The following is a 12629-nucleotide window of genomic DNA, read 5'->3' on the forward strand; positions in this document are numbered from 1 at the left end:
TCCAATTACTTAAGCAAAAGGAAGCTTTGTCTACAGAGCAGTCGTCACCGCGGCTAAGCTCAAACGTCTGCATTCAACGGAAGCAAAATTGATCCAAAGGAAACGTGAGCCCGTAACAGATAGTGTTAACTTCAAGAGTATGGATCAACACACGTGGCGTTCCATTTTGGGAAGTTGTTTTGGAAGGGAACTGAAGATGAGACAATTTATCGTAAACGGATGGAACTCAATATTCGATGCTGAAGTGAGTCCTCTTCGTAACATTCCGGATGTTGCCACAAGGCACTACGTACTGCAGGGACTGGCATTCATGTGGGCAGTTGCTTTTGCCACTGCTATTGGAAGTTACACGGTGTTGGCTGCAAGTATTCTTGGGCATACTGTTCTGATAGCAGCTGCGGCGATTACAGTTGCAACCTTTTCCACTGCTGCGGAGCGCCCTGAGTTGTTCGCAAATAATCTGGGTCGGCGCATCAATGGCGAGCACGAATAAGCGTTCAGCGAAGTGCCGCGTTGACCGCATGTGAGAGTTTCGACAGCGGTTCGGACAGCGGTCGATCACGCTTGGTGGCGGTCAATGACAGCTTTCGGGAATTCGCGCTACAGTGCTGCATCTTCCTTTGCAACGTGATGGGCGCGAACCAGCGATCTTCGCTGCACAAGCATCGGGCAGTTCTGTCCGCGCTGTGATCACAAGCCAAGTTTGACAGCAACGTACACTAAGAGCTGACTGCGGTCGTACGGGCCGACTTCAGCGGACGTCGGCTTGGAGCCCAACGCGTAAATTCCGAATGCTCGCTGCGCGCATCGCTCAAAAACTGCTGCAACTCCTCAAAAGTGAAGGCCGCATGGCGGCTAAAATATCGAGCATTCATGCAGCCTGCAGTAAACCCAAGACCGCAAATCCATCGACTGGGGGACGCCGTACGGCTTCGGTAAAGTTAAGCGTATCCGCGAACTGCAGAAAATAAGTGATCTGATTGGTGTCCACCTCTTCCCAACAGGCCTTAGTGCTATTGTATTGGACAATCTGTAACGATTGTCAGCCTTCTAAACTCTGCGGCAGGGGCTCTTCGCTCTGCTTAGGTCGCCAGAAGGTGGGTTTTGATCCGTTGGTAGCCGTATCCGATGTGGGTGCGCTGGATGTACCCGATTGCAGCAACATCGCCGAGTTCTAGCGCGGTGTTGATGTCGCCTAGTTCCGCCACCAGTGCTTGGGCCATTTCAAAACCTCTTTGGTTGCTCTGCCGATACCAGGTACTGGCCGCCTGACAGTAGGTCTGCCACCAAAATGATCTTAGGGTCCCATTGCCGATCAGGCTGGTGATTAGAACATGCAGGCGATGATTGATTTCGATGTATTGCCGGGGACCGAAATCAGTGCGCAGTGCTTTTGCTTCTTGCAGCAATGTCCGACCCATTTCGCAATCGATTTCGGTTATCGTGCAGGGTGACATGGTGCCGATTAGCGCCGCGAGCTCTAGCCGCATCTCATAGACATGGCGGATTTGCTCGGCAGACAACACGACAACGACCGTTCCCACTCCATTTCGAGTTTCCACCAGACCCAGATGGCTAATCCGGCTGATCGCATCGCGAATCGGGGTTCTGCTGACACCAAATTCCGCAGCCAGTTCAGCCTCTTTCAGCTGTTCGCCTGGCGGGTAATCCAGAAAACAAATTCGTTGCACAATTTCCAGCTGGATGTCTTCGACCGTACTTTTGAGTTCAGTCTCAGTAGTTTTCTGAGCGAGGGACATAAGAAACTTCCTTGGTTAAAGATGCATACACCAGAGGCAGGTAAGCTGCAATACTGGCCCAATTATTAAGTTTGACTCGCTAGGTGTATACAGCATATCCGTATGGGAAACCTTCCACCTAGAAAACTGAGGGAACTATCATGCTCGACGAAGCCAAAGCCCGCACCGTTGCCCTACAGTCGCGCATGAAGGACCAGGGCACCCAGCTTGCTGTTTTCACGGATGAAAGCTCAATCGCTTATCTCGCGGGGTTCTGGGGCTATCTTGGCATTGAATTTGGTCGTCCCACTATGCTGGTCGTTAATGCTGATGAGGCGCCTGTTGTGATCACGCCTCTGATGGAAAGCGAAATGGTGGGCGCAATGACATGGGTCGAAGATGTTCGCACTTGGGAGGACATGGGCCAGCGTACTTGGGGACGTGCCCTTGCGGGTGCTCTGGGTGACAAACCGGATAAGATCTGGGTGGAACGCAGCAGCATCCCCGCAATTGTGCGAAACCATTTGGACGACACCTATCCTAGTGTCCCAATCAAGGATATCTCGCCCGTTCTGGGGGCCATGCGGATGATCAAATCCCCATTTGAAATTCAGGTGATGAAAGAAGCAGGCCAGATCGCAGGTGCGATGATGAAGGCCGCGCATGGCAGCTTGCAACAGGGTGCTCAGGAATATGAAAGCGCACTGGCCGTGATCGAGGCCGGGTCGCGCAAGGCGGCATCTTTTCTGACGGACAAGGGTTGGGACAGGTTCGTCTCGCCGATGATCCACAATCTGCAGATCCTGCAAAGTGGCAAGGACACATCCATGGTGCACCGCCGTGCCTCGGTGCGTCAGTATCAGCGTGCCGATCCGGTCTATTTCTGCTTTTGCAACATGGCGCAGTTCAAGCAATACAAACTGGGTTTTGACCGGATGTTCCATATTGGCGAGGTGCACGATGACGCCGCCCGTGTGCAACAGGCCGCCATTGACGCCCAACAGGCTGCTATCGCCGCCATTCGCCCTGGCATCGAAGCACAGGACTTGGCCGCGGCTGCAAACGAGGTTTATGCTGAGCGCGGGTATGAGACCGGTTATCGCACCGGGCGGTCGATTGGTGTGGCCTACCTTGAGGCACCAGAGTTAAAAACCGGCGACACCACCATTCTGCAACCCGGCATGACCTTTGCCGTGGATGGGGGCATTTCGATTGATGGGGTGACTGCAGGGCGCATCGGCGATTCCGTCGTGGTGACAGAGACGGGGTTTGACTACATCACCGAGTATCCCCGCACATTGCTGGTTACGGATAGTTAAGGATGAGCCGCTCGTTTCGACTTGCAGTCGGTCAATCGCCCGCAAAATTGACCACGGTGCGTGATCGCTTGGATTGGCTGACGGGCGTGATGCCCGCAGTCGCCGCCAAGGGTGCCGACCTTCTGCTGCTGCCCGAGCTTTTTGCCAGTGGCTATAATATTGGCGAGCACGTCGTTGCGCGGGCTGAACCTGCTGACGGTCCCATTGCGCATGCCATTGCGACGCTTGCCAGAATCCATGGGGTCGCAATCCACTATGGGTTTCCCGAAGTCGATGGAGAGGTGATCTTTAACGCGGCGCAGTGCATCGGCCCGGACGGCACGCGTTTGGGCGGGCACCGTAAATTGGTCATTCCGCCGGGCTTTGAGGGGGACCATTTCACACCCGGTAGAGAGTGCGCACTTTTCTCTTATCGCGATGTGCGAATAGCAACACTGATTTGCTATGACGCCGAATTCCCGGAGACGGCGCGGCATGTGGCCTCAATGGGGGCAGAGCTTGTCCTGGTGCCCACCGCCCTTGGCGCTCAGTGGGATTGGGTGGCGCAACGCATGATCCCGACACGTGCTTTTGAAAACGGAGTCTTTCTAGCCTATGCCAACAGTGCTGGCAGCGAACACGGCATGGAGTTTCTGGGGCAAAGCTTTATCGCAACGCCAGACGGGCAAGAACTGGCACGCGCAGGCGCACATCCCGAGATAATCTATGGTACGTTGCAACTGGACAAAGTGTCAGCCGCGCAAACACGGCTTCCCTATTTAGCGGATCGTGAAGCGCTGAATGAAGTAATACGTTAACCTGCACCCAAAAGCTGCTTAGTCCCGCACCTCTACCATTCGATCATGCTTATTTTGGCCGCGCTTGCAGCGAAGGTCGGCTCTTTCCAATGCAGATGCGGCATGCAGCCAAAGAGATGTCGCCAGATCACGCGACTTTGCAAAGGGCGCTATCTGGGCAAAGCCGTCGTTGCCAATGTCCAATGAAGGTTGCACTAAACCATCGAAGGCTTGGAATGTCTGTTTCCAGCCCGAAACAGACATTCGTTAGGCGAGCAGCGGAGGGCAGCTACGAGCCCAGACTAGCTGATGCTTCGCCGCACAGGAAACTACATTGATACTTGGTGACGCGCGTAGGAGGTAATCATGCCAAAGGCTTATGCATCCCATAGCGCCAACTAAGCTGTTGCTTTTATTGAAGACTACCGGAGTGGACACATGCCGATGAGCTCACTATTTTTGCTGCATAGTTGCTCTGCACTACAACGACCAGATCGTCACATCCCCATCGTCAAACCGGAAGTACTCGACATCCACCAAATTGTCGGTGCCATCTGCCCCCACGACCGTCACGTTACTGCCCGAGCGCGTCAGCATATAGTCCGCCGAGTCGCCCGAAAACAAGGCGTAGTCCGAGCCTGCGCCGCCGTCGATCGTGTCGTTGCCAAGGCCGCCCATTATGTAGTCCGTGCCGCCCTTGCCAAAGATCATATCGTCGCCCTCCAGCCCATTGAGCTGGTTGCGCTCCGAGCTGCCCCGGATTTCGTCATCAAATCGCGAGCCGACAATGTTTTCCAACTCGAAATACAGGTCGCGCGCGGCGTCGCCGCCGTAACCAAACCCGGTCTCGCGGCCTCCAACCATGGCGCCGTTGCTTAGGCTCGCTTTAATGCCTGCGCTGGCGTTGAAATAGGTCACAGTGTCCAGTCCGTCACCACCAAAGTAGCGCTCGCGGCCGCCGGTTGACGAGACAAACCAGTCAAAGTCGCCGAGCCCGCGGAAATCGTTCTGGCCGCTGTCCCCAAAGAACACATCCTGTCGCCCAGAGCCGGTCACCCGCTCGACAGAGGTCAGATCAAGCCCCGCCGCGAGTCCCGTGTTGCCCGACGGGTCGGCCAAGTTCATCAGCACGCCCGACGCCTGCGCCCCCGTCGGCGGTAGTCCGTTTGAGTCAAATATATTGCCGATTACATTGGTCGCGCTCGACTGATATTCGAGGAAGGAAATCATATCCTGCCCCGTGCCACCATCGATCGTGTCGCGGCCCTCGGTTGCGATAATCCAATCATAATCGCCGAGACCGCGAATCTCGTCGTCACCATCAGATCCGCGAATCCAGTCTGCAAAGATCGTAGCCGTCAAACGTTCAACATTGGTAAACGAAATGTTTTCGCCGCCATCATGGCTCACCGCCCTGCCAGCACCCATGTCAATGTCGAGGCGGTACTGCACATTTGAACGCCCCGGAGTTTCGGCCAAGTTGAAGAACGAGAGCATATCGTTTCCGTCGCCGCCGTCGATTGTGTCTGAGCCGCCGCCCGGCGTAATCCAGTCGCCTCCGTCCAGCGCGTTGATGATCTCCGCCATCGGTGTGCCCAAAACGTCCTCGGCAGCGTTGGTGCCGGTGACAGGTAAACCGCTACCACTTCCGCTATCCAGAGATGTATCATCGCCGGGAAGAGCGATTTCAAACACATTGCCCCCGACGACGAAGGCCGAGTTGTTGTCGGTGCGAATGATATCATCACTTCCCCAAAGATAAGCACCAGTCTGGGTATCTAGGAGCGTTCCGTTAGCGTCATACTGTTTTAGCCGGCCTTCTTGTATGCCTGCAAAGTCCAAAACTGAGTAGCCAATAACAAAACCACTTTCGGTGATGACCACCAGTGGCGTATCCTCGCGCCCAGCAGTGACTTCCGAGTTGACCAGCGTGGCCCCGACCGACTGCGTCCCATCGGCGTTCAGGATCGAGAACCAAGTGGATGACTGATCGGTATCTGGCCCGGATGAGGTGCCCGCTTCTGTCCACACAACCAAGATGCGTCCGTCTGTCATGGTCTCGACTTGCACTGCCGGGGTAGCGCCAAATGGCGTCGAAGTTGCATTGCCTATAGTTATTTCGCTGCCGAAAAAACTGCCGTCCTTATTGACAAGCTGCAAGTGCACCGGAGGGCCAATTTGACCGGGAGCATAGTTGGTCCAAGCAACCAAAACCTTGTTGCCGACTTCAGTTAGGTCAACCAACAATTGAGAATTGTGGTTTAGGATAGCGTCGCCCAACACTGCGCTTAGCGCAACGCCGGTCCCATCAGGGTTGACGATTTTAAGAACGAATTTGTTCAAAACATTTGCCGTATCGACAACGGCAATTGTTCCATCTGACAGCGACACCGCTTGTTGCAACATCTGCCCACTTGCGCGACCCGAATTAGTGTGCCCTAAATTAGCCAGGCTGCCAGACTGCGAATACGGCAGTGTCTGAGTTGAGCCTATCTTGGCGCCCGTGTCAGCATCCAATGTCACGTAGAGGTCACTATGGTTCAAAGGCAGGCTCGGTCCTGTCAGCCGGAAATAGACGTTCATCGTATCGTCGCCGTTGTCATGCACGAAATAGGGGTCGACTTTACCCCAGCCTCCCGGCGCAGGCTCAAAATCCATCGCCTGAAATAGGACCCCTTCATCATTGATTGCCGCAATTTTGTTATCGCGGACAATGATGGCTCGATCTCCTACGCGGTATACGCGCCCGCTTGCAAGACCGATGTCACTGATAGTAGCCGCTGTTGACACAGTAATAGTCATGTTTGAACTCTCGCTGGAACCAAAATCGCTTAAGATAAATACTCTGCTATCCATACTGCGCTCGTTTTGAGCATCGATCAACCCGCTCACTTCCGTAGGGTAAGCTCTGAGAGACAAGAAATGGGATGCTGGCTGGCATAGCCAAGTTAAGGCGCCTACCGATCTAACGGCGGATAACTTACATAGAATGCGCAGGCTATCCTTCTCATGCTTTTGGTTTCCGCATCACTGACGCCGAAATAGGTCATCAAGAGAGGATGCTGCACTAAACTACAATTCTGGGAACGCTAAATTATGTCTCGATGTGTTACCAGCGGTCATTCAATTCCGCATGTCCAAGGACAACAAAGTCCGCAACTTACCAACTCGTGCATTGCGCAGTGAAGGTCAGGTACTTCAAATTCGCAATTATGGACATGAGGCCGCTTCGGGCTGGGCTGGCATCGGCAAGTTTGCGCAGATAGCGACCTTTGCAAAGCGTGACTAACGGCCCTAACCGAATTTTGACGGCAAGGCGAAGAAAACTATCCAAGGCGGACAAGGGGTTTAGTTCACAAGAACGGAAAGCTAATTGGCTTCTTTTGCTGGCGACCTCCGCTGCGTGGAACGACTAAAAGGTTATGCGTCGCGCTTTCAGCTGAACATATGGTGGTGGCGACCTCGCCGATCGCGCTTGAATTGAGTCAACCAAAACCGCAGTGTGGCTAAGTTTATAGACAAACAGAGACGAAACCATTCTAGACTTCGCATGTAGATGTTTGTGAAAAGGGAGAATCCGATGCGGTACCTCATAAAAGGTTTAATGGCGTTGGGTACGATTGCCCTATTTTTAATCTGTACAGCCTGGCTTATTCTTTCGTCGTCCATGTTTTCCTCGATAAGGACTGCTTTTATTGAAAACATGATAGCTAAGAAACTTGGCCAAACTGTTTTGATCGAAGATGATGTTCGAATTGGCATTGGTGCCAAGCTAGAAGTCTCAGCGACTGGTTTGCAGCTTCCCAGTTCGTCAATTGAAGGTGTCGACCTCGCGGTTATCGACACCTTGCACTTTGATATTTCAACAAAAGACTTATTGAAGGGCAAGGTGTCACTTAGCAAACTTACTGTGGCAGGGGTTCACCTGAATCTCTTCACCAATGCTGACGGTGCCACCACTTGGCAGGCGGTTTCCGAAAATGAAAACGGTCAAAAGAAACTCGCCAAATCTCCTGATAGTTCGGTCACCGAAATGCTTTCAGATCAGGAAATCGGTCTGAGCGACGTAATAGTCCTTTACCAGAATGCTCAAAACGGTCTGGACTTAGATATTCAACTTTCTGACATGGTTCTGAACAGAGACACTGCTACCGAAGATGCTACAGCGATTGGAGCCGGTACATTGAACGGTGAACCCTATAAACTGAAAGGCCTCTTTCCATCCGAGAACCCGTTTCATGTCTCGATTGAGTTTGAACACATTTCTATAGCCGCAAACCAAATCGCTCAGACCACCGGATTGGAAGTAAAAACGACGGTCGAGATCGTCGAACTTGGGCAGTTACAAGATTTGCTCAAACTTGATCGCGTTTTGGAAGGAACAGGGAGCATTAGTGCAACCTATAAAACCCAAGAAGAAGTGGCGCGTATTGATGATCTCGATGTCGAGGTGCAATTGGCCGGCGGGCAAAGCCTTGGCGTGATGGGACACATCGGCGAACTTGGAAACCCCGCAGATGTTTCGCTAACAACCCGGATCAGGCTTTATCCAGAGGACGATGAGCCCGCAGCTACCAATAGGCGCAAAGATCTTAAACTTATCGCTGTTGATATGATCATTGACAGCGTCCCTGGGCAAACGCCTCAGCGTCAGATGGTCATCAAAACCAATGGCTTTACTTTGGACACCTCTGGCGAAGGGCCGCCGCCAATAAAATTCTCCGGAATTTCCAGAACGCCCAACGGCGCCCTGCGGGTCGGCAACGTGAATTTGCGAATTGGGGTGCCATCCGATCCTATCATTATTTTGAATGGGTCCATCGAGGACGCTTTGCAGTTACAGGGTATTTCTGCGGAGGGTGTGCTGGACATTCCAGCCAGCAGCCTGATTTCACCAGAGCTGTTGGGGGCAGATGATCAACTGGGCAAGTTCACCGGTCTCTTTCACCTAGACGGCGACATCGACCAACTCTCACTCTCCGACTTGAATGGTGAGACTAGTGAAACAGATCTTTGGAGCCTCAACGTTCATGGAACAGTGAACAATGTCCTGAAATTTGAGAACATAGATTTGGGAATAAGCGTCAAGGTACCCTCCGGCGCAGAGCTCTTACAAGCATTGTCGCTTGAGCCAGTTGAGACAGGGCAGGCCAGCTTTGACGTTAACTTACGCAGTCAAGGTACCGATTGGAGCACAAGTGCCGACGTGGTCGTCGCTGACTCAGGGTTGAACATTTCAGCTGAGCTTGATGACGCAACAACCAATCCCGTTTTGCAGGCAACCATCCATAGCGACCTTATAAAGATTGACCAAATTCGCACGATTGTATTGGCTGCCCTACAATTAAGGAGATTAGGAAATTCGGATGACGCGAACACCCCGAGCGAAGACGCGGAAACGCCCGAAGGAGCTCCAAACCCTCTTCGCGATGTAACCCTCACTCCGATCGGTCGATCCATTCTTTTGTCCGGATTGGACATGGATGTCGACGTCGATTTGCGCCAAATCGAAGGCGCCAAGGGCATCAGCAGTTTGCAGAGCGAGGTGACTTTGGACGAAAAGAACCTCAGCTTTGGACCTTTGGAATTTGAATATGGCGGCGGCCACTTCCACGTGGACGGCCATATGGACCTTACCGATGATTCGCATCTACTAACAATTTCTGGCAAAGCTGGGGGATGGCAATTAGATGACATCCTGCACAGCCTGAATTTCAAAAAAGGGGCGAGCGGCACTATTCATGCCGATTTCAACCTCACAGGTGGCACAGAGTCGATCAAAGGCTTTGCACGTTCTATCTCAGGCAACGCGACAGTTTCCATGTCCGACGGATCGATTGAAACTCAGCTTCTCGACTTGGCTGGTCTAGGGGTATTGCCTTGGGTGTTTTCCAAAGAGAAACAAAAGGTTGCGCCCATTGCCTGCTTACGCGCGCCTTTGAGTATTTCCAATGGAACGATCTCAACCAAGAAGACCACGTTGGAAACGGATCAGGTGCAAGTCGTTGTCTTTGGAGGGGTGGACCTGAGGAAGAAACAATTGGATCTCAATCTACAGCCTCGCAAGATTGGTGATCCCCTTTCACGCAGCCCATGGCCAGCCACGTTAAAGGGGCCAATAAACCAGCCAAAGATCAAAGTTAAGGATGGGCCAAGAAAGTTAAAGCGTTCGGATGGTGCAGATCAAATGCCTGCAAAAAGACAACCCTGCGTTCCCGACATTTTACAGCTTCAATGACATCCAAGGCTCTGACATTGGCTACGGCTTTCCACTCACTCTACATACTTCGGTTTGTGGGATTGCGGCAATCTGGGACGCTGGTCGGCAAGCTAAACGATGATCGGCAAAGCAACGCTTCGCCAAGTTGTTGAGCGCAGGAGTTGGCGCAATCGAAGGTTCATTTCGAGAATCCTCCCTAACATCTTGCGCCGCCTGTGAATCAGGATTTCACGACTGGACCGCAATAAATCATGGGCGACGTGGGCCATAAGAAATGGCGGAAGCAACATCATGCCAGGGTGGTCGATTCATAGGCCAAGCGTGAGCGTTGCGCGACCACTGGACCGCCAAGCGCCCCATTCATCAGGTTAAAGAGGAATATACCGACAACTGCTCCCTCCCTGCCCTCAGCAGGATTTAGTCAGCAATTTTTCTACATGTCGGCTTCCAAACTCCGCGCGCACTGTCGAATCATGGGCTTCACATTTGATAAAAAAGATCTCGCATATATGAATACCTTGACGGAATCCTTCTGCCCGCCGACCTCTATTGCACTTCCTAAAAGAGGCCACGTGCAGTCCAATGCGTGAAAATGCGTGAAAATGCGTGAAACATTGCGCATTCTTGCCACATGGCGTCAAGCTAGAGGATGTAGGGATTTTCTTTATTGCTTTGAGCGAATTAGATCTACACCACGTAAAGCCGATCTAATAATGGTGCGGTCGAGAAGACTCGAACTTCCACGGGTGTTACCCCACAGCGACCTCAACGCTGCGCGTCTACCAATTCCGCCACGACCGCACAATCTAGGCTTGGTGAGGGGCGTATAGACGCTCTGTTCTGGGATGTGAAGAGAGAAATAACACATCAGCTTGATTTCCTTACCCCTCTGAACCTCCTCCACCGAAATGGCCCGCTTTTAAAGTTAAGAACCGGATAATCAAATATGAGAAACAAGCGACACAATCCGGAAAAGGTTGTCTCTAAACAACGAAATGTAGAGGTTCTCTGTGCACAGAGAACGCTGCTCGTTGATGCAATCAGCCAGGTGGAAACAACAGGATATATTGCTCACAACCGATCCACTCGAGCTTGCATTCGTCCATACTCCCCCCAGCCCTGTCCAGTCCCAGCTTGCGCCTGGGTTTCCGCAAAGCGACCGCTGATCCGCCCTAGCAAGGGGGCGAATCTGATTTCAGCCCTTAGCCGTAGTACCCACCGGACATTTTCGCAGGACCTGCCTGAGAGATATCTTCCTCAAAATCTGCACCGAGCCCAGCCTTGAGGATTGCTGCGTTGTCGATGAGCGGCAAGTATAACGGGCTTCACCGCAGCACAAAAGGAAAAGGTTTGATGGCAGCTTTGGGCCGTTCCTGCTCCGCAAATATGAGCGCACCACAATGAGTATGATAAATCTTTGCTTTTGGGCGATTCTTCTCACAGCAGCCGTCCGATTCAGCAAGACTGCCGCTGTAAAATGGATGGAGCGTGATAAATCGAAATGAAAGTCTACGTAGCAAATCTCGGCCGGCAGAACTACGAATGGTCAACTTGTCGAGAGCGTGGAACAGTCGCAACTATGAACGACATCGACGCCCAAAAGTTTTGGGAAGCGAATGACCGCGAGGGTTATGTTGCTACTCGAATGGCCAAAGACACCACTGCAGCAGGAAAAAAAACCGACCAAGGCAACAGCTTCTCGCTGGTTCAACTTGATGACTACCGTTGTTGAGACAGCAGGCGATATTTGGGTTCCCAAGGACGGGGACGAACTTTGGTGGACAACCTCCCGTAGTGACGCACCTTCTTTCGAAACTAAGCAGGAACCCATCGAGCGAGGGCGTGACGTCGTAATTTGCCATAAGCTCTGTGAGCCTTGGTCAAACAAGTCAAAGAAGGACGTTCCACTGAGGTGGAACGAACTACACCCTAAGGCGAAAGACTTCTTGTCCACTGAGGCTACGCTATAGTCTCTTAGCCCTTTGTACCGAGACTATACATTGGCACTGATCGCCGGAGATGACCTAAGCCAATGGCACGATACTCCACTTTGGGCAAAACGAAGCGAAACCGCCAAGAAAGGGTACGCACCGATCATGTATGGGTCGCAGGCAGACAAGATTGCGTACCAACGAGCTTCGGAGCTGTTCGAAGCGGCTGATGCCGCAGAACGCATGGCCCGTACCGCCGTTGCCACCACCAGTTCAGCAAATGGTCAGACGGTTGAACGTGTTGTGAAAAAGAAGGACCTTGGCTTTCCGTCGGCAGCAGCTCTTCAGGACTATATCCTGGAATTAGTGTGGGCACAGGAGTATTTCTGCGAATTAACAAATCTCCCGCTGGAACTGGATGAGGTCAACGGCGATCCTGCGATGTTCGCTTCTTTGGATCGCATCGACAGTAGTGGACATTATGCACCAGGCAACCTTCAAGTTGTCTGCCGTTTCGCAAACTTCTGGAAGGGTGCTTCAGATAATGTGGAATTTCGACGCTTGATCGAAGCTATTCGGTCATCTATGAGCATTTAGTTGGAACGCGATTGCGCAAATGTCAGCAAAGCGAACGGCACCTGCAG

The 12629-nt window shown here is 52.4% G+C and carries 8 protein-coding genes and 1 tRNA gene; 6 read left to right on the forward strand and 3 right to left on the reverse strand.

Translation table 11 applies throughout. From position 1 onward, the window contains the following. Positions 1–196 precede the first annotated feature (196 nt). The gene (locus ABWV33_RS13495; RefSeq protein WP_353331415.1) at positions 197–493 is read left to right on the forward strand and encodes a hypothetical protein; all 297 of its coding nucleotides are present in this window, start codon (positions 197–199) and stop codon (positions 491–493) included. Positions 494–1082: 589 nt separating this feature from the next. On the opposite strand, the gene ABWV33_RS13500 is transcribed toward ABWV33_RS13495, so the two are convergent. Further along, positions 1083–1760 carry a GntR family transcriptional regulator gene (locus ABWV33_RS13500; protein ID WP_353331417.1) on the reverse strand — a complete coding sequence of 226 codons (678 nt, stop codon included), beginning with the start codon at positions 1758–1760 and terminating at the stop codon, positions 1083–1085. A gap of 140 nt (positions 1761–1900) precedes the next feature. Between ABWV33_RS13500 and ABWV33_RS13505 the strand changes: the two genes are divergently transcribed. Together ABWV33_RS13505 and ABWV33_RS13510 are read left to right on the forward strand one after the other, a co-directional pair. After that, positions 1901–3058 (forward strand): M24 family metallopeptidase, encoded by a 1158-nt coding sequence (locus tag ABWV33_RS13505; RefSeq protein WP_353331419.1) that lies wholly within the window; start codon positions 1901–1903, stop codon positions 3056–3058. A 2-nt stretch (positions 3059–3060) separates the two neighbouring features. Then, positions 3061–3855, forward strand: coding sequence for a carbon-nitrogen hydrolase family protein (locus ABWV33_RS13510; protein ID WP_353331421.1), 795 nt, complete (start codon positions 3061–3063; stop codon positions 3853–3855). Positions 3856–4314: 459 nt separating this feature from the next. Here the strand turns inward: ABWV33_RS13510 and ABWV33_RS13515 are convergent, their stop codons facing one another. Next, a complete protein-coding gene (locus ABWV33_RS13515) occupies positions 4315–6636 on the reverse strand; it encodes a calcium-binding protein (RefSeq protein WP_353331423.1) in 2322 nt (773 codons plus the stop codon). 778 nt (positions 6637–7414) lie between these two features. Here ABWV33_RS13515 and ABWV33_RS13520 point away from each other — a divergent pair. Beyond that, entirely contained in the window at positions 7415–10072 is a 2658-nt protein-coding gene (locus ABWV33_RS13520) for an AsmA family protein (protein ID WP_353331425.1), read from the forward strand. A 696-nt stretch (positions 10073–10768) separates the two neighbouring features. Here the strand turns inward: ABWV33_RS13520 and ABWV33_RS13525 are convergent. Beyond that, a tRNA-Leu gene (locus tag ABWV33_RS13525) sits at positions 10769–10855 on the reverse strand. Between the two features lie 778 nt (positions 10856–11633). Here ABWV33_RS13525 and ABWV33_RS13530 point away from each other — a divergent pair. Together ABWV33_RS13530 and ABWV33_RS13535 are read left to right on the forward strand one after the other, a co-directional pair. Further along, positions 11634–11786: a hypothetical protein gene (locus ABWV33_RS13530; RefSeq protein WP_353331427.1), complete on the forward strand. Its 153-nt coding sequence runs from the start codon at positions 11634–11636 to the stop codon at positions 11784–11786. 268 nt (positions 11787–12054) lie between these two features. After that, the gene (locus ABWV33_RS13535) at positions 12055–12582 is read left to right on the forward strand and encodes a hypothetical protein (protein WP_353331429.1); all 528 of its coding nucleotides are present in this window, start codon (positions 12055–12057) and stop codon (positions 12580–12582) included. Positions 12583–12629 lie beyond the last annotated feature (47 nt).

The sequence above is a fragment of the Phaeobacter sp. NW0010-22 genome (assembly GCF_040365955.1).
GTDB lineage: Bacteria > Pseudomonadota > Alphaproteobacteria > Rhodobacterales > Rhodobacteraceae > OMPR01.

Bases quoted from the DNA above. Each gene is read 5' to 3' on its own strand.
- ABWV33_RS13495 (WP_353331415.1), top strand. From the start codon at position 197: ATGAGACAATTTATCGTAAACGGATGGAACTCAATATTCGATGCTGAA.
- ABWV33_RS13500 (WP_353331417.1), bottom strand. From the start codon at position 1,760: ATGTCCCTCGCTCAGAAAACTACTGAGACTGAACTCAAAAGTACGGTC.
- ABWV33_RS13505 (WP_353331419.1), top strand. From the start codon at position 1,901: ATGCTCGACGAAGCCAAAGCCCGCACCGTTGCCCTACAGTCGCGCATG.
- ABWV33_RS13510 (WP_353331421.1), top strand. From the start codon at position 3,061: ATGAGCCGCTCGTTTCGACTTGCAGTCGGTCAATCGCCCGCAAAATTG.
- ABWV33_RS13515 (WP_353331423.1), bottom strand. From the start codon at position 6,636: ATGACTATTACTGTGTCAACAGCGGCTACTATCAGTGACATCGGTCTT.
- ABWV33_RS13520 (WP_353331425.1), top strand. From the start codon at position 7,415: ATGCGGTACCTCATAAAAGGTTTAATGGCGTTGGGTACGATTGCCCTA.
- ABWV33_RS13530 (WP_353331427.1), top strand. From the start codon at position 11,634: ATGAACGACATCGACGCCCAAAAGTTTTGGGAAGCGAATGACCGCGAG.